Source organism: Brevibacillus sp. FSL L8-0520 (assembly GCF_037963895.1).
GTDB classification, from domain to species: Bacteria; Bacillota; Bacilli; order Brevibacillales; family Brevibacillaceae; genus Brevibacillus; species Brevibacillus borstelensis.
This window is the reverse complement of record NZ_CP150171.1, coordinates 2,772,816-2,791,658: the sequence shown is the minus strand read 5'-3', so window position 1 is coordinate 2,791,658 and position 18,843 is coordinate 2,772,816. Positions and strand designations below refer to the sequence as shown.

Annotated in this window: 19 protein-coding genes; 5 read left to right on the top strand and 14 right to left on the bottom strand. The window is 46.6% G+C overall.

The annotated features are described in order from the left end of the window. Nucleotides 1–10: 10 nt before the first annotated feature. The 3 genes from NSQ24_RS13880 to deoD all read left to right on the top strand — a co-directional run bounded on the left by NSQ24_RS13880 (nucleotide 11) and on the right by deoD (nucleotide 2,873). Nucleotides 11–994 (top strand): NAD-dependent epimerase/dehydratase family protein, encoded by a 984-nt coding sequence (locus NSQ24_RS13880; RefSeq protein ID WP_031933093.1) that lies wholly within the window; start codon nucleotides 11–13, stop codon nucleotides 992–994. After that, nucleotides 994–1,923 (top strand): NAD-dependent epimerase/dehydratase family protein, encoded by a 930-nt coding sequence (locus NSQ24_RS13875; protein WP_122958837.1) that lies wholly within the window; start codon nucleotides 994–996, stop codon nucleotides 1,921–1,923. Before NSQ24_RS13880 ends, NSQ24_RS13875 begins: the two co-directional genes overlap by 1 nt. Before the next feature lie 242 nt (nucleotides 1,924–2,165). Continuing rightward, complete coding sequence (deoD, locus tag NSQ24_RS13870; protein WP_243014194.1) at nucleotides 2,166–2,873, top strand: purine-nucleoside phosphorylase; 708 nt, start codon at nucleotides 2,166–2,168, stop codon at nucleotides 2,871–2,873. A gap of 127 nt (nucleotides 2,874–3,000) precedes the next feature. Here deoD and NSQ24_RS13865 read toward each other — a convergent pair whose 3' ends face one another. The 4 genes from NSQ24_RS13865 to NSQ24_RS13850 all read right to left on the bottom strand — a co-directional run bounded on the left by NSQ24_RS13865 (nucleotide 3,001) and on the right by NSQ24_RS13850 (nucleotide 6,637). Next, nucleotides 3,001–3,615, bottom strand: coding sequence for a DedA family protein (locus tag NSQ24_RS13865; protein ID WP_031933095.1), 615 nt, complete (start codon nucleotides 3,613–3,615; stop codon nucleotides 3,001–3,003). A 1,240-nt stretch (nucleotides 3,616–4,855) separates the two neighbouring features. Next, nucleotides 4,856–5,236 carry a hypothetical protein gene (locus NSQ24_RS13860; RefSeq protein ID WP_122958836.1) on the bottom strand — a complete coding sequence of 127 codons (381 nt, stop codon included), beginning with the start codon at nucleotides 5,234–5,236 and terminating at the stop codon, nucleotides 4,856–4,858. Nucleotides 5,237–5,628: 392 nt separating this feature from the next. Further along, nucleotides 5,629–6,009: a hypothetical protein gene (locus tag NSQ24_RS13855; protein ID WP_031933607.1), complete on the bottom strand. Its 381-nt coding sequence runs from the start codon at nucleotides 6,007–6,009 to the stop codon at nucleotides 5,629–5,631. Between the two features lie 100 nt (nucleotides 6,010–6,109). Continuing rightward, nucleotides 6,110–6,637: a hypothetical protein gene (locus tag NSQ24_RS13850; protein ID WP_327927425.1), complete on the bottom strand. Its 528-nt coding sequence runs from the start codon at nucleotides 6,635–6,637 to the stop codon at nucleotides 6,110–6,112. Nucleotides 6,638–7,418: 781 nt separating this feature from the next. Here NSQ24_RS13850 and NSQ24_RS13845 point away from each other — a divergent pair. Further along, nucleotides 7,419–7,814 carry an Rrf2 family transcriptional regulator gene (locus NSQ24_RS13845; protein WP_003390388.1) on the top strand — a complete coding sequence of 132 codons (396 nt, stop codon included), beginning with the start codon at nucleotides 7,419–7,421 and terminating at the stop codon, nucleotides 7,812–7,814. Nucleotides 7,815–7,996: 182 nt separating this feature from the next. On the opposite strand, the gene NSQ24_RS13840 is transcribed toward NSQ24_RS13845, so the two are convergent. The 4 genes from NSQ24_RS13840 to NSQ24_RS13825 all read right to left on the bottom strand — a co-directional run bounded on the left by NSQ24_RS13840 (nucleotide 7,997) and on the right by NSQ24_RS13825 (nucleotide 11,323). Further along, nucleotides 7,997–8,602 carry an alpha/beta hydrolase gene (locus NSQ24_RS13840; protein WP_031933001.1) on the bottom strand — a complete coding sequence of 202 codons (606 nt, stop codon included), beginning with the start codon at nucleotides 8,600–8,602 and terminating at the stop codon, nucleotides 7,997–7,999. Then, the gene (locus NSQ24_RS13835; RefSeq protein ID WP_003390386.1) at nucleotides 8,599–9,552 is read right to left on the bottom strand and encodes a ring-cleaving dioxygenase; all 954 of its coding nucleotides are present in this window, start codon (nucleotides 9,550–9,552) and stop codon (nucleotides 8,599–8,601) included. Before NSQ24_RS13835 ends, NSQ24_RS13840 begins: the two co-directional genes overlap by 4 nt. Nucleotides 9,553–9,980: 428 nt before the next feature. Continuing rightward, nucleotides 9,981–11,033, bottom strand: a complete 1,053-nt coding sequence (locus NSQ24_RS13830; RefSeq protein WP_339166025.1) for a glycosyl hydrolase family 18 protein — start codon at nucleotides 11,031–11,033, stop codon at nucleotides 9,981–9,983. Then, on the bottom strand, nucleotides 11,033–11,323 hold the full coding sequence (locus NSQ24_RS13825) for a LysM peptidoglycan-binding domain-containing protein (RefSeq protein ID WP_024984669.1): 291 nt from the start codon (nucleotides 11,321–11,323) through the stop codon (nucleotides 11,033–11,035). The genes NSQ24_RS13830 and NSQ24_RS13825 overlap by 1 nt, the downstream gene beginning before the upstream one ends. A 326-nt stretch (nucleotides 11,324–11,649) precedes the next feature. Between NSQ24_RS13825 and NSQ24_RS13820 the strand changes: the two genes are divergently transcribed. Beyond that, nucleotides 11,650–12,420 (top strand): ANT(4')-I family aminoglycoside nucleotidyltransferase, encoded by a 771-nt coding sequence (locus NSQ24_RS13820; RefSeq protein WP_031933004.1) that lies wholly within the window; start codon nucleotides 11,650–11,652, stop codon nucleotides 12,418–12,420. Between the two features lie 138 nt (nucleotides 12,421–12,558). Here the strand turns inward: NSQ24_RS13820 and NSQ24_RS13815 are convergent, their stop codons facing one another. The 6 genes from NSQ24_RS13815 to NSQ24_RS13790 form a co-directional block, all read right to left on the bottom strand. Next, on the bottom strand, nucleotides 12,559–14,160 hold the full coding sequence (locus NSQ24_RS13815; protein WP_003390383.1) for a M4 family metallopeptidase: 1,602 nt from the start codon (nucleotides 14,158–14,160) through the stop codon (nucleotides 12,559–12,561). 269 nt (nucleotides 14,161–14,429) lie between these two features. Next, nucleotides 14,430–15,302: an aminoglycoside 6-adenylyltransferase gene (locus NSQ24_RS13810; RefSeq protein ID WP_339166022.1), complete on the bottom strand. Its 873-nt coding sequence runs from the start codon at nucleotides 15,300–15,302 to the stop codon at nucleotides 14,430–14,432. A gap of 331 nt (nucleotides 15,303–15,633) precedes the next feature. Next, entirely contained in the window at nucleotides 15,634–16,827 is a 1,194-nt protein-coding gene (locus NSQ24_RS13805; RefSeq protein ID WP_003390380.1) for a tetracycline resistance MFS efflux pump, read from the bottom strand. A gap of 127 nt (nucleotides 16,828–16,954) precedes the next feature. Continuing rightward, nucleotides 16,955–17,785 (bottom strand): DUF4037 domain-containing protein, encoded by an 831-nt coding sequence (locus tag NSQ24_RS13800; RefSeq protein WP_251247438.1) that lies wholly within the window; start codon nucleotides 17,783–17,785, stop codon nucleotides 16,955–16,957. 233 nt (nucleotides 17,786–18,018) lie between these two features. Further along, entirely contained in the window at nucleotides 18,019–18,462 is a 444-nt protein-coding gene (locus NSQ24_RS13795; protein ID WP_024984675.1) for a helix-turn-helix domain-containing protein, read from the bottom strand. Nucleotides 18,463–18,627: 165 nt separating this feature from the next. Then, nucleotides 18,628–18,819, bottom strand: a complete 192-nt coding sequence (locus tag NSQ24_RS13790) for a hypothetical protein (protein WP_003390376.1) — start codon at nucleotides 18,817–18,819, stop codon at nucleotides 18,628–18,630. Between the last annotated feature and the right edge of the window lie 24 nt (nucleotides 18,820–18,843).

Genomic DNA, 18,843 nt, shown 5'->3' with positions numbered 1-18,843 from the left:
GAGATTCAGCGTGAAAATTCTGGTGACGGGGGGAGCCGGCTTCATTGGCTCCCATTTAGTAGAGCGCTTATTACGCGAGCAGCACGAAGTGTGGGCGCTGGATGATCTGTCGACCGGCAAGCGAGCCTTTGTGACTCCCTTACAAGCACATCCGCACATGCACTTTGTACAGGGCAGTGTACTGGACCGGGACCTGTTGCAAGAGTTGATGAAAAAAGTGGATGCCGTTTATCATCTGGCAGCGGTATTAGGTGTAAAAAATACTGTCGAGAATCCTTTGAAGGTGATCCAGGGAAATATTGATGGAACCAAGCTCGTTTTGGAAGCAGCGTTCCCGGATCGAAAAAAAGTGATCTTCGCCTCCACGTCCGAGGTGTATGGCAAGAATGCGGCGGTTCCCTTCCGCGAAGACGATGATCGGATACTCGGTTCCACAGCTACGCATCGCTGGTGCTATTCAACAGCCAAGGCTTTGGATGAGCATCTTTGTTTGGCTTACGCGTCACTGGGCTTGCCCGTCACGATTCTGCGGTATTTCAACACGTACGGGCCGAGGGCGACGTCTTCTGCATACGGCGGTGTGATTCCGCGATTCGTTACTGCCGCTATCAAGGGGGAACCGCTCTACGTCTATGGGACAGGGGAACAGACCCGCTGCTTTACCTTTATCCAGGATACTGTCGAAGGAACCTTCCAGGCATTGCAGCCACATGCCAATGGACGCGTTATCAATATTGGCAATGATCAACCGATGACGATTATGGAAACGGCCCAATTGGTTGTTCAGCTCGCCAACTCGACTTCGCCGATCATCACCCTCTCCTATGAAGAAGCGTACGGTCCCGGATATGAAGACATGCAAAGACGACAGCCGGATCTGCAGCGTGCCAAAGAGGTATTGAACTACAGTCCGCAGGTTTCTTTGACGGAGGGACTGAAGCTTACCATCGACTGGTACCGGGAGCATCTGCAGGTAACAGGAAGTGACTCCTGATGCGGGTATTAGTGACGGGCGGAGCGGGATTTATTGGCTCGCATATCGTCGAATTGCTAGTAGAGCGCGGGCATGACGTGACGGTAGTGGATAACCTCTCTACAGGGGACCGCTCCCGTCTTTCCCGTGATGTACTGTTGGTCGAGAAGGATATCCGCGAACATGACCTCGTCGATCTTTTCCGGTCTGTTCGTCCGGAAGCAGTGATTCATCAGGCTGCACAGGTAGACGTCGCGAAGTCTATGTCAGAACCGCTCTCAGACGGTACTGTCAACGTCATGGGGACCCTGAATGTCGTGGATGCGGCCGTCAAGTGCGGTGCGGAAAAGATCGTGTTTGCTTCTTCCTGCGCTGTCTACGGGGAGACACAGGAGGAAAAGATAAAGGAGACACATCCGATTCAGCCAATCTCCCTTTATGGCGCATCCAAATGGCTTAGCGAGTGGTATCTTCACTGGTACTCCCGGTTTCACGCGATCGACGTAAGCGTACTCCGCTATTCCAACGTCTACGGTCCTCGCCAAGGCGTAAAGGGGGAGGGAGGCGTCGTTTCGATTTTTACACAGCAGCTGCTGGCAGGCAAAACACCGGTTATATTTGGAGATGGAAAGCAAACTCGTGATTTTGTCTACGTCAAAGATGTGGCAATGGCCAATGTACAGGCGTTGTCGTCTGGCTCCGGGACTATTTGCAACATCAGTACAGGCGTAACGACAACGGTTCAGAGGCTTTGCGAGCTACTGCAGATCGCCACGGGCAAACGAGGCAAGATCGACTATCAGGCAGAGAGGTCTGGCGACATCCGCCACAGCTGCCTGGACAACGAAAAGGCAAGAGAAGCTCTGAACTGGAAGCCTGTAACGACGCTTCGGCAGGGACTAGAGGAAACGGTCGCGTTCTTTGCCAATGAAAAGGAAATAGGAAAATAAAGCGGTACACGCCAGTCAATTTTCCATGCTGCCACGATGGAGGTTCATGGAAAATCGGCAAAGGAGTAACGGCAAGACTGTCTTTGCCGGATTGGATTGGAAAAAGCAAAAACAGAGCTTGGCTTTGTCATTTCATGGGATGAAACTGAGGTCCGCAGCTCTGTTTTTCATTTCTCTTTTCCTTCCGTTTATAGTACGATAACCTAGAAGGAAAATATGTACATAGAAAAGGGGCAGATTACATGAGCGTCCACATTGGAGCGAAACCAAACGACATTGCAGAAACCATTTTGTTGCCGGGCGATCCCCTGCGAGCCAAATACATAGCTGAAAACTTCCTGGAAGATGCGGTCTGCTATAATACTGTACGCAACATGCTCGGTTTTACCGGTACGTACAAAGGACAACGCGTATCTGTGCAGGGGACAGGCATGGGTGTGCCGTCCATCTCCATTTACATTCATGAACTGATGGAGTCGTATGGCGTACAAAACTTGATCCGCGTCGGCACTTGCGGTGCCATTCAAGAAGACATCAAAGTACGTGATGTTATCATCGCCATGTCTTCTTCCACAGATTCCCAAGTGAATCGTCTGCGATTCAACCAGGTCGACTTTGCTCCGACTGCCGACTTCAATCTGCTGCACAAAGCTTATCAGGCGGCGGTAGGGCGCGATCTGTCGGTAAAAGTGGGAAGTGTATTCACGAGCGATACTTTCTATCAGGAAAGCCTTGATTTGTACAAAAAACTGGCGAGTTATCAGGTCCTGGCAGTAGAGATGGAGACTACAGCTCTCTATACGCTTGCTGCTCAATTCAAGCGCAAAGCGCTCTCGATCCTGACCGTGAGCGACCATATCCTGACCGGAGAGGCTACCTCCGCGGATGAGCGCCAAACAACGTTCAATACCATGATCGAAGTCGCTCTGGAAGCCGCTACCCAGAAATAAGCTGACGATCGGTTGATGACCTGTACATTTTCGGATCATCGGAGTGCAGCTCATCATCGTTTGTCACGCCCGCAGCATGCATTCGCTGCGGGCGTTTCGTTTTTTGCGGAACGACGATCAATTTAGCTCAATCGGTTCTATCGCGGGTTTGCCTGATCTGTTTCCACTTTGAAATGACCAACACCGTTATAACAATCAGAGCCAAAAGGGAAAAGACGTATAGTCCATAGCGATGGATGTACGCCTTGACCAGATACCACTTTTCTCCCAGTCCAAAGCCCAACAAGAGAAATGTAATGCTCCAGATAAAGGCTCCGCAGTAGGCAAATGGGGCAAATCTGCGGAATTCCATGCCCGACATTCCCGCCATATAGGCTGTCAGATGCCTGACACCAGGAATGAAGTATCCGACAAGCAGCAAATAAGGGCCGAATGTTTGAAACAACCCGTTTGTGCGTTCGATCCTTTTATCCGTGATATGTAATTTGGGCCCTACTTTCCTTAAAAAAGGGAGTCCCAGCTTGTTGCCGATAAAGTAACTGACCGTGATGCCGGTTGAAGCGCCAGCACATGCACTTAGCAGAGAAAGCAGGAAGTGCAGGCTTCCTTGAAAGACGTTGTAGCCGATATAGGTTAACAGGATTTCATCGGGGATAGGCAATCCGACGATACCAAGAGCCAATGCAAGAAAGATTCCGGCATAGCCAAAGTGTATGATGAACCAGTTCAAGTGATGTTCCATTGCAAACCCTCGAATCAAAAGAATAGGTGGTTGCGGAAATAGGCTGTAGAGCGGAGCGCATAGGGCCAATTGTTATTATCAGCAAGTTGTTGCAAGTTTAGACCGTTGGGTTTTAGGAGGCAGGGAAGGGGAACAGGGAGAAACAGAGTGCCAGCGGTCAGGCACTCTTTGAGCGGTTATTTTTTTGTATTTTGCTGGAGATACTTCGCCAGGTTGTTTAAGGTATCTTCATATGTCCGTTGCGCCGGAGCAGCCGTTGGTTGGGGTTGATTGGTCAACAGTTTCATCTGATGTGCCTCCGAATAATTCAATTTAGTTATCTTTAAGTTTAGTATAAGTGAAATTACAGAAAATGTAAATACTGTTTTTCGAATTTTTTGATTTTATTGTTGCCTATAGGAAATGCTGACTTCCAAGATGTCTATTTTAATAATACGATGAGATCTTTCGTCTGAATGCAATCGGTACTCGGGAGATGATCAGGAAAATCATCCGGAATATGGCTGCGGTTGTGTTTTAGTGAGAGCTTTTTACGGACTGATTGGTGACCTTAAAGCATGGAACCAAGTATGAAACTGAAAGCCATCGGTTCAATCCGGGTCTCATGTAGATTCGATTTGATAAAGGAACTTCATGGCCGCTACGGACATTGCACGTGTTTTTCTCATTTAGTTTTGACCGTGTGCTGTTTGAGTAGTTTTTATAACGATCACTCTTTATAACGAATAAATGATACATTTTGATGTTATGACTATCCGGTAGGGCCGTATATTCGCATAAATATTTTGAGTCCGATAATATATATTATGTAAACTGATAAAAACGAAGCTGAATATACCTATTGGACCTTGGTTCAGATGTCTGTTGAAGGAAATATTACTCCATTGGTATGTTAAAGCTTTTGTACCTAACTGCATATCACCAGAATGACAAAATGGTCCGTATCGATAATGTAAAATAAGGAGTAGCAAGAAGTAGCAATACCATGGTCCAGAAAGTAATTACACGTTTAACTTTGGGAGTCAGTCCTGGGCTTTGGGAGGAGACTGTTTTTTATGCGTAGGACGACCAATTATCAACGATTATGCCAGGTAGATGATTCTCTTAAGTAGATAATCATATTAAGTACCATCAGTTAGATCAAGGGAATGGCAGCAAGGAAAAATCTAATCGATCTGCGGGACAATAAAGTGTCTACCCAAAAAACTCAAAATTGTTGACAGACCCCGTTCGTTCGGAATTATTTCCTTGAATCACGCCGCTGTCTATACTCTTCTCGTGCCCTTACCCAAATTGAAACTAATTCGGCAAAGTACTTTGTTTCGATGGTTGACTCAAATTCCTCACCCGTATCTATTCCGGCTTTTAATTGTTCTTCTACATATGAGATGTATATCCGAGTATAATCTTTGCGAATTTCTGAACTGAACAAATTTCCAGTACCATCCGATACTTCTTCTTCGCCAGAACTGACTCTTGCAATTCTATCAAAAATCATTCTCTTATTTAATTCAGTGATGACCTCACTTTCTAGGTATTCTTCTACCAATGATAATCCTTCGGGTAGAGCAATTCTTAATTTACCAGTTCTTTCATCATAATAAATTTCATAGGGTATCATTGAAAAACCTCCTGCCCTTATGGTTTGTAAAACCGGTAGCTGTCTGTCGTAATTCTGCCATCTCTATCGAGCCGCAATTCAATCTTAATTCCACTAGATCAAAGGGGCTGCATCGAATCCTTAAAGTTCGTCCCCCGATAGAGAGGAAGTTTATCATTTTTGTTTTGATTCGCTTTCAGTTCATGAAATTGATATTTCATGAACTGAATATAAATTATTAAAAACCCCTATATTTTATGGTTGAATTTTCATAAGAACAGTACTTTCAGACTATTAAGTATATTATCTGTATTAATTCATATACTCGGTTACTCGGTGTTTGCTATTCGATCTACATTCTGATTTCCCACTCTACATAGTTCCGGGTCGACGCTCTTCTTGCTCTTATAAAATCACTTCTTTGAGTTGCGATTTTTTCTATGCTCGTTTAGGGCGTCCATCCAAATCGTAAGCAGTTCGGCAAAATGTTTAGTCTCTATGAACGACTCTAACTCCTCACCAGTGTCAATACCCGCTTCCAGTTGCGCCTCAACGTATGAATTATAGATTCGGGTATCATCTTTTCTTATTTCGGAGCTGTATAAATTTCCAGTACCATCTGATACTTCCTCTTTCCCAGATACCACTCGTTGTATCCTGTCTAAGATTACGTCCTTCGCGAGGTCCGATAGAATCTCGATCTCTAAAAATTCTTCTACCAACAATAAGTGATCAGGCAAGCGGATTCGCAGCTTATCCGCTTTATCATCAAAAACAATTTCGTAAGGGATCATAGGGATCCTCCTAGATTATGGTCCAAATATAAAGCTGTTTGATTGAATCAAGCGGCTTCGCTAAATTACGTTAATCGGAATTCCCCTCAAGGTCAATGATTTAAGAGTGTAGTACATCAATTTTTGCAGAAATATTGCTTCTTAGTATTGGCAATGTTTTGGTTAGAAAGTCGTCCTTTTTTTCAGTGAAACCAATACAATGATCGTACTCCTCTGTCTCATCAACAGTTACATAATATTCTTCTTGAAAGAGAACGTTGGAATATTGTTCAAAACGATTCCCCTTTTTCAGTGTTACACATCGAAAGAGAAAATCGATTCCAATGGCTTTTTTTATGTCTTGTTTCTCATTGGCGTAAAACCATATTAATTTTGGGGGAGTGTTATTTGGACCATCCCAATGGGGAATAGATTCTTCCCAAGGCAATGCCCAATTGGAATTGGTAAATATTTGCCTTTTAAGAATAAAATCCTTATCAGACTCATGAATGAAATCAATATTTCTTTCATAGAAGGAAAACAATAATTGTTCGTCTTCGCGAAGAAAGCATTTTAAAATATCAGCAATTCCATCGATCGATTCGTTATGCGCTAGTAGTCCATAGCCTGGTTTAAATTGTACCTCCATTTCTTTCATCCCCTAATCAACATCGAAATAATAGGATCTCCTGCCGTTGTACCTGTTTGAGGGTCACTATACTGGAATTGCTGGCTCTTTTTGTATTTTCAATCCAATAAAATGCTCTCTAATTCTTCAATTCTTCCCGGTTGAAAACCTTGTTCTCCTTAACTGAAACACCCACTTTTCATCAAAACGGAGCTTGTCCATCCGATGCCGAAACCAGATCAGAATGCACTGCTGTTCCCCTCGGGAATCCGCTCGTCTTTGCTCGCTTAGTCATCCTCTGTTATTCGATACATTCTTCTTCTTTCCTTTTGACATATAAGAAAGCCGGTTGCACCCTTAGCCTGGTGACAACCGACTTTTTTATGTCATAAACGCTTTCCCTTTGTCATTTCGAGTTTTTCTGGCCCTACCCTATCTCGGTCTTGTTGCTTTTTCGAGACATTGCAAGATAATAGGCATACTCAATCGGCCGTCGGTGGACGATCGCGGTTAAACGGTCGTGATCAAAGTCCTCGTAAGTGTTTTGATGATCGGACACTCGTTTTTGGATGGTGTCGTACCAGAATAAGTTTTATGTTCCACCAGCTCCAATATGGCTTTAAACTTGTTCAAACGTTCAATGTTCTCATCAATTTCACGGATCTTTGCGGTTGCAAAATGGTACATTTCTTCGATAGGAAAATAGTCTTCTGTCTTGTAAATGGACAAGTGCTTCTTGGCTTGCTTTATGCCCAAATAAACTCTATCATAGATAAGTGAAGTCCATTATAAGAGGTGTCTTATGAAATTTTCACAAGCAACCGACTACGCTCTCCATGCGATGTTATATCTCATGGCTGAAACGCCAGACAAACCTGTGAGTGTTCAGATTCTAGCCGAGAAACTGGGTGTTTCCCAGACCTATCTTTCAAAAATGCTGACCAAACTGGTTAAAGCAGGGCTTATCACCTCCGTATCAGGCGCGAATGGCGGATACCGACTCAAACGCAACCGAGACGAGATTTCCTTTCTGGATGTTATCCATGCGATCGAAGGAACATCTTCTCTATTTGAATGCAGCTTTAATCATGGCAGCGAGTGCCTGATTCAGCAGGTGGTAATTGACGCCGAGCGGCAAATGGAGCAGGCCCTGAAAAACAAAAAAATTTCTGACCTGGTTAAACAGTTGAAAGGCTAGCAAAGATGCATATTACTTGTCCATGACAGAGCGTAAAGCGATTTGGTTCTTACACAGCCGATAATCGCTCCCACTACACACGCGGAAGATGCTGTCCTGCACAAAAAGGCAGCCAAAAATGGCCGCCTTGTCTATCGTTCGGTTTAGGATCGCTTTCGATTGTGTACCTTTTCAATCATCGTTTATTTCATCTGCGTGTACCATAAAGCCGCCTTCTCGACCTCGGATTGGGTCAAGCGGTGGCCAAAGCTTTCCCAATGAATCTCGACAACGGCACCAGCGAGTTCCAAGCTTTCGGCCAATTCCTTCGTCTCTTCCGGTTTGCAAATCGGGTCGTTTGTACCTGCTCCGATAAAGACCGGAGTACCCGACAAATCGGGCAACTCGATTCCGCGCCGAGGAACCATGGGATGAAATAAAATGGCGCCCTTTAATGCAGCTGCGTAGTGATAAAGAAGACTGCCCGCGATGTTTGCCCCGTTGGAATACCCCACGGCAATCACATGGTCGCGGTCGAAACCGTAGTTGCGCGCAGCTTCATCGAGAAAATCGTACAGCTCCTTCGTCCGGAAAACAAGGTCCTGTTCATCGAAAATCCCTTCAGCGATTCTTCGAAAAAATCGCGGCATCCCATTCTCCATTACATTTCCCCGCACCCCCAAAATCGAGGCGGTATCGTCAATCATTCCGGCTACCGGCAATAAGTCCGTCTCATCGCCTCCTGTGCCGTGCAACAAAAGCAGCGTCGGCTTGCTTGCATCTTTTCCCTCTTGAAAAATATGCTTCATGCTTGTTCCTCCTTCACTTCCCGCACGGCAATCGGCATGAGAAGATCTTCGATGATGCCCCGTTTTGGCTCGAGCCATTCAGGCAGCATGAGCTGTGCTCCCATGATGTCGGCCGGCTCGTCGCGATCAAAGCCAGGCGGGTCCGTCGCGATTTCGAACAGCAAGCCCCCTGTTTCACGGAAATAGATCGCGTTGAAATATTGGCGATCCACAATTTTGGTAGGGGAAAAACCGTGCTTCGCTACATGTTTTTGCCATTCTTGATGCTCCTCGAAATCCTTGGCCCGCCAGGCAATGTGGTGAACGGTACCTACCCCCATCTGGCCTTGGGGAATGTCTGTCAGTTTGATATCGATGACATTGCCAAGATCGCCTTTGGCCCGAAATCTTACGTAATCCCCTTCCTCGCCGACTTTCTCCAGGCCCATGACCCGCTCAAGCAAATCCGCGGTTTGCTGAGGAGCTGCACTGTACAGGATCGCGCCCCCAAACCCCTTGATCGCTTCTTGCTTCCGGATGCCATTGAATTCCCACTGGCTTTCGGGGCCTTCTTTGCGAGCGACAATCTCCAGCAAAAGACCATGAGGATCCGTAAACTGAAGGTAATCCTCACCGAATCGCTGTTCTCTTTTGACAGCAATATGAAAGGCAGAGAGCCGTTTTTCCCAGAAATCCAAGGCGTTCTCGGGAACAACGAAGGTCGTCACGCCGACTTGACCGGTGCCGATCTGTCCCGGGTAGGCTTCCGGCCAGGGAAAGAACGTCATAATGGTTCCCGGATGACCTCCCTTGTTTCCAAAATACAAATGATAGGTTCCGGGATCATCAAAATTTACCGTCTTTTTGACTAAGCGCAAGCCCAGAATACCTGCGTAAAAATCCACGTTTTCTTGCGGGTTTCCCACGATTGCAGTGATATGGTGAATACCTGCTGTTGTTTGATTGCCCATTGGTAAAACTCCTTTCAGATGAATTCATCACCAGTATTTCTCACACCATTCATCCATATATCTCGATTTTGAGATAATTGTTTAAAAAATGATTGGGCTTATAAAGATCGGCCCATGTTTGGAAAAGAACCAGGTTTTCTTTCCTAAGCGAGAAATATCTTGATTTTATATATTTTTAATTTGAGATTATTTTAAACCGAATTAGGCTGCTTGTCAAATCTTACATCCACTTTTACCTGTGTGAAAATCTTTGTTCTGTCAGCAGGTTGTGGGCCTAAAAAGTGCTTATGGCCCAGTCAATTGCTTTCAAACGAAGATTCAACCGGTTCCAGAGCCAAAACCGATTTGCAAGTAAGCAAAAGTGGCTATCGTGGATGGTCTCAATTGCAAGAGCAACCCCTGATAGCCATTTTTCCATGCGGCAGTTTTCAAGTCTGATTAGCGATGTGGAATTCTTCAAGCAAGAGTTCTTCTGTTTGCGGGATCGAGAGGCCGAGGTGCCAGCACCCTCCCCCTGTTAATTTGTATTCTTTAATCAAACGGTATTTTGCCAGGAGACTGCGGGGATCCTCGAACCATACCTCGTGGAGCGCACCCTGCTCATCTACATAACGGAACCATGGCGAAGAAGCTGCTTCGTCGTAATGAATCTGGCTTTCTTTGGTCATATAGATTTCGATGGCTCGCTGTACGGAATAAGCCGTCCCTTTTTTCGTGTCTCCCGATATCGTCCAGTCATATGCATAATTGGGCACACCAAGCATCAATTTGGAACGCGGGACGACGGATACGGCATAATCCAAAGTTGCCCGTACCCTGTTTATTGGCGCAATCGGGCCGGACGGGCCTCCGGGCCAATGCCAATCATAGGTCATCAGGAAGATTTTATCGACGTATTTGCCAAGTGTTTTATAATCGTATGCCGCTGCATAGGAAGGATTTTTGTCTCCCTCCAAAGGCGGGACGGCGATGAGAACTTCCATATTCGAAGGGTGAAGTTTATTGGCCAATTCCTTTATAAATTTATTCAGGTAGCGACGATCTTTTGGATACACTCGTTCAAAATCGATGATAACCCCTTTGTAATGATTGTAGTGTAAAAGAGAGTGGATGTTGTTGATCAATTTTTTACGCAGCTTGTCTGTACTCATCAATCGATGAGTAAGATCCGGATCGAAGCCCTTTGGACTGAGGTTCGTAATTGTTGCATAAGGCGGCTTGTTTTTCTTCCATGCCAGTTTCGCATGATTGTCCTGCTGAACGTTTGGTTCAGCTTGCAAATTCCCCTCATAGTCCGGCCGATACTCAAAAATGAACACACTTGAAATCGTTTTTTGATAATAGTTTAGAATCCATTCGTTGAAGTTTTTATTTTTCGGTATAAGAAACGGCCCTGTCCATAGCGTTGTTTTTGGCGGACGAGGGATTTGTAATTTCTGTCCCGGGACAAGAACCGCATTTTTCAAATGATTGCTTTTCATTAACACTTCTTCGGTAGGGAATGACGCTTGGCAATCTCCCAGAGGCTATCGCCGGGTTGAACAATATAAGTCGATCCCGGAAGCAAAAGCGCCTGTCCAAGCACAAGACGGGCATTTCTCGCCAATCCGTTTAGCCTGGTAATCTCTCTCGCAGCCACTTTGTATTGCTGACTGATCTTGGTCAAGCTATCTCCATATCGCACTTCATGAATTACCTGTGCATGACCGGTTACTGGCATTGCAAACAGACAGATGATTACCCCTACGGTGATGAAAAAATGTTTGATCATGTTGTTGATTCCCCCGCTTTTCCCTTAAATAAGCAGTTATACACCTTTAATATTGGCGTAACGGATTTCTTTAATCTGGGAAGATGAGGGAATGATTGCCTGCCGATAAATGAGCCTCATCCCAGCCGTAATCCTGAGATGCAAGAGTTCTGTTTTGTTGTGATGAGCGCTCTCCTTGCCAAAAGAGCTCTGATTGGGTACAATTCCCAAAAGGAAACGCATAGGAGGAATACGCATGCACCCAAAGAAAGTCCCCCGTTAAGACCGTGGCCCTCCATTCATGTGCTCGTATCAACCCATCACAAAACAAAGGGAGATGCACGGAAATGAACATGAATGGACCTGTTGCCATTTCGAGAAGGGAAAGACTTCAAATCTGCGAGGAAATTGCTGCGAGACTGCATGAGGTTTTCGGAGAAAAAATCGCAGCGATCGGGGTCTACGGCTCGGTTTCCCGAGGGACAGACGGCCCTTTTTCGGATATTGAGATGTTTTGCGTGCTGAAGGAGTCAAGTGAACCAGTGGACTACAGCTATGAATGGTCGACAGGACCGTGGAAAGCTGAAGTTAATGTCTTGAGTGCGGATGTGCTGTTAAAAAACGCTTCTACAGTAGAAGGTCAATGGCCTTTGACCCATGGACCCTTCTTTTCCCCGCTCAGTCTGTATGATCCTGATGGTTTTTTTTCGACCCTCAGAAAAGCGGCTGAATCGCCGGCCAGGGAAGACTTCAAAAATGCAATCAATGAAGTCCTCGTTGGTGAAATGTGCGAATTCATTGGAAAGCTTAGAAATGCAAGTCGAAACGGGCCGCATACGTATTTGCCCTATTTGGCCATGCAATTTGCCGAATCCGGGGCCATGCTGATCGGCTTGCACAATCAAAGGCTTTTCTCGACGGGCTCTATGGTGCTTCCCGAATCGCTGCAACTGCCAAATCGTCCTGCAGGGTTCGACGATGTAGCCAGGTTGGTTATGTCCGGGGATTTGGCGGAACCAGCGAAGGTCGTTTCGGTGTGTGAAGCTTTCTGGAGCGGCCTTGTAGACTGGGCAGGTGAACACGGCTATGTATTGATTTCGAAGCGAATTCCTTTTTGAAATGGCAAATTGCCAATGCCAGTACGGCTGATTCGTGGATGAGATGGTGTTGTAGCGGCTCCATTTTGCACGTATCAATCATGGACCGAAACGATAAGACAGGCAGCATTGCGCCGCCTGTCTTTTTCATGCATGCTCTTATTTCACACCTACAGCATCATAAGCAGCTATTACCGACCGTACTTGATCGGAATTCGCCCCGAACAGGTCGGTTGCCGCCTGGATCGCGGCACGGCGCATCGCCGAGAAGTTGGAATATGGAGTCAGGTAGTATGTCAGTGCGTGGTAGTAGATTTTAGCCGTATCCGTACGTCCGATGCCTTGGACGGTTACGCCGTAGTGGGTGCCGCCTTCCGCGAGCAGGTAGGCAGCCTTGTTGTTGATTCCGCTGTTGATGTGTACGCCGCCGTTGTCTTGGGAGCCTGTGTAGCGCTTGCTGTAATGGTCAGGGTCGCCGTACAGCGTCGGGTCCTCCAGGGAGCGAAGCGCGTCTCCCGGAGTTCCTGGGGTGTAAATATCCTCTCCCATCTGCCAATCATCGTCGTCGACCATAGCTCCAAAAATATCCGACATCGATTCATTCAGTGCCCCTGATTCATTTTGATAAATCAAGCCGGCTGTCCGTTCCGTAACGGCGTGTGTCAGCTCATGGGCTACGACATCAAGACCGCCCGAAAGAGAGATAAAGGTTCTGCCGTCACCATCGCCATACACCATTTGGGAACCGTTCCAGAAGGCATTGTTGTAATTGCGGGAGTAATGCACCGTTGAGCGAATTTTCGCGCCATTCCCGTCGAAGCTGTTGCGTCCGTGAGCATCTCTGAAGTAATCATAGGTTCGCTGAGCGTAAGCGTGGGCATCAACAGCCGCTCCATCTGTCCAGTGATTGTCACTGTCAGACATCAGCGTGCCAGGCAGGCTGGTTGCATTGCGGGCTGTGTAGGTTTCGATGCCGCTTCCTCTCGTCGTATCCCTCATGACATAGCTGGTGCTGCTTTGTCTTGTCGTCTCAAAGCTTTTTTCGTCTCCCAATACCCCTACGCCAGTGCCTGTCACCGTATCAATCGTGTTGTACTTGTTGATGATGTCCCCTGTGTGCGCGTCAACAAAGTACATCCAGCGGCCTGGCTCCGGCTCCAGGAAGTTAAACTCTATGGCATATGCCAAATAAGTTTCTCCATCGTGCACATAAATGTACTGTTCCGGCTGAGGCTCGACTTCGAACTCCTCTACTTCTCCCACTTCGTCCTCAAGGTCGGCCAGTGCCTTTTTCAGCGCCTTTTCTTCGTTGAGCTTTGCTTTTCTGCTCAGTTTTTTGTTTTCTTTCACATTCGGAACGAACTGTCCGAGAAACGACGTCACATTGCCATCTTCATCAACGTGAACGGTTTGCTGGTATCCGTAAATCGGAATGCCATTGTACATTTCCTGCAGACGGTAGTGGCGCGTATTCGTCTCCTCGTTTTCCACTTCTTCCAGCAGTTTGAAGTGCTCCTGGACATCTCCCTTGATCTGAAAATCCTTCTGATACGACTCCAAAAACGACCAGATCAGATCTTCTCCCTCCAAGCCGTCTGCTTCGAACGGTTCCGCGATGAATTCAGGTGTTTCAAACTCCTCGTGGTACTGAACGCCAGACGATTTAGCCATGGCGGACCAAGGGTGAGCCAGAGGAACTGCAGTCATGGTGGACAGGGCGACGGTCAACGCAAAGCCTTTTTTCCATACAGACTTTTTCATGTGAACATCTTACCTCCCAATAATTATAATATTTGGTAAAATTACACTATTCTTTATATTGGCCTTTCCCCTAAAAAATTCCTTTCCGATAGCAATATTTTTTATCGACATATTCTGCCTTATCGACAGCGGAAAATTCCCGGCCCGACACGCCTGATTCCCGCCTCCTTTTGAACATAAAAAAACGCCGGATTACACCGGCGCCAAGAAATTGCACGATTTTTCCCGAGAATTGTCGTCCATTCTCCTGCATTTCTCCACTTTTGCAATCATATAAATGCGGTGGCGTTCCGCGGCAAGTTTTGCACGCGCTTTAGATAATCCGTGACGCGCCGGTCTTCTTCAAGCGGGTATTCAAATTTCAAATGCCTCGCTACATCCTGGGCAGTTCTGCGGAACAAGGCCCCCATCGTGAACAGAGATCTCCAGACGCCCTCATAGGTACCGTTGTCGTATGTGGACATGAGCTCCTGCCAGGTTTTCTCGGACAGATATGTATCCAGGTATTTGCCGTTCTTGCCGACGCTGACTGAAAAATCAGTCTGGATACCGACTTGCCATTCCAGCATCTTGATCAGCATCGGTCTGACGAATTGGTTCAGGTGATCCTGGGCAAATAAAAATTCCTTTCTCCACAGCCCTTTGGCCACATACGTTGAAACCCACCAAAACTCATTGCAGCAGTCGTAAAAATACGCGGCTGACGGACGCTTTACCCAATAGTCTTCATCAGTGGGAGGCAGAACCTTGGGGAAGCAGTTGTCTTTGTCCATCAATACCATCATCAGCTTGTCTTCTTTGCAGTACTCGTCCTTCTCATCCAGTGGAATCAAAGTCAAATCGATCCGGTTCCCGTCCGTGAACAGCATCAGGTAAGAGAAACGCCTGCCCAACTCGGGTGGGAACATGGCCATGGCTTCAGGAGTCTGCATGATGACGCGCTCTCCGAACATATCGACCCAACCGGGATTTTGCAGAAAGGAATCCATTTCCGTGACATGAAAGCTGATGTCGTAGTCCTGAAAAAAATCCCTGGGGACGTTCGGGTTGGTTCTGGAGCCTTCCAACGTAACGACGCGAACACGTTCATCGTCCGCTGCAACTTTTAGAATGAAGTCCATCATTTCTTTTTCGGTTCTCATATTCGCTGCACCCTCCGTATTCTATGTGTTATTCGTAATGATTAGAATACGGGCTGGCGGCCCGCGAATACGAAAAGCATAAGGAAAAGTCAGACGGTAGTGTTACAATTTATCCAACATTTTTTTCACGATCAATAATTCCTCCTCGGAATGAATGTTCTCTTCTTGATCCTTTTATTATAAATGGTGATCTGCATCCGATACAATGAGCAGCCTCGGCTTCCATAATAGACACGATCCAGACTGTAAAAACGGCGAGACACCGGAAAGCAACGAAAATGCCGCTTCTATATAGAGAATAGAGCGGCATTTTCGTGTCCGTATGAGAAAGTCAATTCACAGCATTTTGTTTGAGATAACGTCTCTGCCAGACCATGGTTGTAAGCAATGTCAACACCAATAGAACGAGACCAAGCATGAACGGATATGTGATTTGAATGTCATACAGTGTGCCGGCAAGTGTAGGCCCAAGCACATTCCCGATGCTCATATAGGCGTTGTTCATCCCCATGGCGAACCCTTGTTCATCGCCCGCCAGCTTGGAAATGAGTGTATTTAAAACAGGACGAAGGATGGAGGTCGCAAGGAAGATCAACAGGGTAATGCCAAAAAACAGCGAATAGCTGGTTGCAAATAGGGAAAGGAGGAAACCGATCGCGGCTACTCCCAAAAAGATATTCAAGACGGTCCCTTCCCCAAAACGACGAACGACACGGTCGACGATGAAGAGCTGTACGATGACGCTGACGATACCGGTAGTTGTAACCATCAAGGCGATTTCTTGCGGTGTTGCGCCGTACTGATTGTCGACATAAAGTCCAAGGACAGACTCATAGGCCATCAACCCGAAGCTCATTACAAGCGTAATGACAAGCGGTATGAAGAATGGCATCTTCACGGAACGGAATATTTTTCTGATCATGGATTCATCGTCTTTGACCGCCCCTCTATCCCCCGAGGCGAGCTTGGCAGCACTTTCCTTCAGAACAGCAACGGAAAAAATGACGGCAACAAGCGATACGACGGCCGAGATGAGAAAGGGAGTCTTCAATCCATAATCCGCCAAAAATCCGCCGATCCCGGGTCCAATGACGATGCCCAGCGACATGGCAGCAGAGACGAGACTGTTGCCTTTTGCCCGTTGATCCAGAGTAGTAATGTCTGCGATGTAGGCAAAAATGGCCGGAATCAGCAGTGCCGCGCCTATGCCTCCGATAACGCGAGAAGCGTAAAGCCACCAAATCGAATCAAAACCGTAAAAAACGAACATGGAGAGCGTTAAGCCCGCAAGTCCATAAATGATCATTTTTCTTCGGCCATATTGATCAGCCCACTTCCCGGCGATCGGTGAAAAAACGAGCTGGGAGCCTGCAAAAATGGCGATCATCAGTCCTGCTGCAGTTCCGCCTTGATTGATCGACGCCAAATAGGCTGGCAAGATTGGAATGATGATGCCAAAGCTTCCAATCGCAATAAACATATTGATCATTAAAATGACCATCTTTTTTCGTTGATCTGCTGTCATCATGTATCCTCTCTTTCAGTAGCTGTCCGGATTTACGTAGTGAGAAAGCCGGTTTGCCTGTGCTGGATTGTGCTTCCGAGAAAACCGATTAGTTGGAGATACAGTAGCTTTGATCATCTACCCCTTTTTATATACGCAAAACCGTTTCATTCAGCAGGCTGCGGAGAATATCCAGTGCCGTCTCTGTTTGCTTGCGATCTGTGTTCAGCAGGCGAAAGGCCTCGTTTACTCTGGATTTATAATTGGGCGGCGCAATTTCTAAAGAGTCCACGAGATCTGCTGCCTCCATTTCATGTGGACCATACACTTCATTTAACGCAAACAATACTTGGTGCAAACAGGAAATGACTCGATAGCAATGGCCTGCCGTGTAGGAGAAGTCTTTTTTTGAAACGCTTTTGGCCGCTGCCTGCAGGGAATAGGACGCCTCCCACAAAAACCTTTCGATGATGAATTGCTTGAGTGCCGAAGGATACGGTTTGGTCCTTTCCTTCAGTACAGCCAGTTTGCCGCTTCGATCCCAAATGATTTCGCCAAGGGAGATTTCCCCCAGATAGATGACGTTGGTAAAACAGTGAGGATGGCCGATTTGATATTCAATGTTTACGATTCCCTGGTTGCACTCGTCAATGACATCAGAAAGCTTGCGTACATCTCTGAATAGAAATTTCACTGGGGATTGCTGTACGGAAACCGTAACTCCTAGGTTCATCCAGGGTCTCCACTCTCCCATCGATGTAAGCAGAAACTTTCCCTCCACATCATCCATCGTTGTTGCTAATTTGACAATCTCATGAACAGCCATACCAGATTGACTGTCATAATAAATCACAAAAGTCGTACCGGAGCTTTGAGGCTGGTTCCCTCTCGCGTTTGCGCCGCCCAGCACGATTCCTTCTGTGCCAGGTACACCCTGAAGCCGTTCAACAACGTCTTCAATGAACAATTGTTCAGTCATATTGATCTCCTTTTTAGGAAGATTCAATTTCAAACTCCATTGGCCAGGTGAACGGAAAAAGGAGTTGCAGTGGCAACTCCTTCAAGTAACCTTTACAAATGAATAGCCAGTCGTATTCGTGCAAATCATCACGGTCCAGAATCAAACAAAAGCCAAGCTGAAGATCGTAGGCAGTTAAAAAAACTTGTCCTTTCCTGCGTTTCTATCAAGTCCAATCGACATAGAAATGTGGATCATTCGTGACTGAGGCTTTTGCTTACTTGACGAAGCACGTCCACGGCAGCACGCAAGCAATCAAGATCATGTTCTTCTCCTATCTTGTTTGCCCAAACCGCATGTTGCTCTTGTGTATAGTCAAGAGCTTTTCTTCCCTCTGGAGTCATGGCCATCAGCTTGGAACGACGGTGGTGCGGGTTCTCGAGAAACTCGATCAGCCCCTCCTTTTCCAAGGAATTGGCAGTTTGCTGTACACTTTGACGGGTCAATCCCATAATACGGGCGACATGAGCGACGGTTATCGGCCCATGTTCGACTACGCCAAGTATCTGCCAACGAGCACTGCTAAGGCCTACAGGCTGGGTCAGGCGATCTCCTGCCTCCAGCAAGCGGCCATTCAGGCGAAAGATTTCAAGAATAAGGTCGGTGAAAGCTTTTCCATTCGGGTTCAATTTCGTCATGTCAGTATTATTCCATTATGACAGGTCCTTGTCAATATGGAATGAAACTAATAGAAAAGAAGACTGCCTCATTATGTGTGATGCCCCCCTTGAAGCAAGCAGGCTGAACAAAATTACCTTTGCTGTGGGGAGAGCCATCATTGCGACAATGAGGCAGTCTGCGTTTTACTCAATTTCAAATTGCTCTTCCTGAGCAGTGTCTTGTGCCGAAGGATCGCTGTTTTCCACGGATTCTCCAAAACGCAGCGGCGCCCTGATTTCCACGAACGGAGCATCATTGGTCTCCTGAGTCGGACTCATTTCACTTGGGACTCCGATACTGCGCATAGCTTCCGGAAATTCTCTCTCTGGTGCCATAGACGCTTACACCTCCCATACAGC

What these genes read in the sequence shown, in the direction of transcription:
- NSQ24_RS13875 (WP_122958837.1), top strand. Translation starts at nt 994, where the DNA reads ATGCGGGTATTAGTGACGGGCGGAGCGGGATTTATTGGCTCGCATATC.
- deoD (WP_243014194.1), top strand. Translation starts at nt 2,166, where the DNA reads ATGAGCGTCCACATTGGAGCGAAACCAAACGACATTGCAGAAACCATT.
- NSQ24_RS13865 (WP_031933095.1), bottom strand. Translation starts at nt 3,615, where the DNA reads ATGGAACATCACTTGAACTGGTTCATCATACACTTTGGCTATGCCGGA.
- NSQ24_RS13860 (WP_122958836.1), bottom strand. Translation starts at nt 5,236, where the DNA reads ATGATACCCTATGAAATTTATTATGATGAAAGAACTGGTAAATTAAGA.
- NSQ24_RS13855 (WP_031933607.1), bottom strand. Translation starts at nt 6,009, where the DNA reads ATGATCCCTTACGAAATTGTTTTTGATGATAAAGCGGATAAGCTGCGA.
- NSQ24_RS13850 (WP_327927425.1), bottom strand. Translation starts at nt 6,637, where the DNA reads ATGGAGGTACAATTTAAACCAGGCTATGGACTACTAGCGCATAACGAA.
- NSQ24_RS13845 (WP_003390388.1), top strand. Translation starts at nt 7,419, where the DNA reads ATGAAATTTTCACAAGCAACCGACTACGCTCTCCATGCGATGTTATAT.
- NSQ24_RS13840 (WP_031933001.1), bottom strand. Translation starts at nt 8,602, where the DNA reads ATGAAGCATATTTTTCAAGAGGGAAAAGATGCAAGCAAGCCGACGCTG.
- NSQ24_RS13835 (WP_003390386.1), bottom strand. Translation starts at nt 9,552, where the DNA reads ATGGGCAATCAAACAACAGCAGGTATTCACCATATCACTGCAATCGTG.
- NSQ24_RS13830 (WP_339166025.1), bottom strand. Translation starts at nt 11,033, where the DNA reads ATGAAAAGCAATCATTTGAAAAATGCGGTTCTTGTCCCGGGACAGAAA.
- NSQ24_RS13825 (WP_024984669.1), bottom strand. Translation starts at nt 11,323, where the DNA reads ATGATCAAACATTTTTTCATCACCGTAGGGGTAATCATCTGTCTGTTT.
- NSQ24_RS13820 (WP_031933004.1), top strand. Translation starts at nt 11,650, where the DNA reads ATGAACATGAATGGACCTGTTGCCATTTCGAGAAGGGAAAGACTTCAA.
- NSQ24_RS13815 (WP_003390383.1), bottom strand. Translation starts at nt 14,160, where the DNA reads ATGAAAAAGTCTGTATGGAAAAAAGGCTTTGCGTTGACCGTCGCCCTG.
- NSQ24_RS13810 (WP_339166022.1), bottom strand. Translation starts at nt 15,302, where the DNA reads ATGAGAACCGAAAAAGAAATGATGGACTTCATTCTAAAAGTTGCAGCG.
- NSQ24_RS13805 (WP_003390380.1), bottom strand. Translation starts at nt 16,827, where the DNA reads ATGACAGCAGATCAACGAAAAAAGATGGTCATTTTAATGATCAATATG.
- NSQ24_RS13800 (WP_251247438.1), bottom strand. Translation starts at nt 17,785, where the DNA reads ATGACTGAACAATTGTTCATTGAAGACGTTGTTGAACGGCTTCAGGGT.
- NSQ24_RS13795 (WP_024984675.1), bottom strand. Translation starts at nt 18,462, where the DNA reads ATGACGAAATTGAACCCGAATGGAAAAGCTTTCACCGACCTTATTCTT.
- NSQ24_RS13790 (WP_003390376.1), bottom strand. Translation starts at nt 18,819, where the DNA reads ATGGCACCAGAGAGAGAATTTCCGGAAGCTATGCGCAGTATCGGAGTC.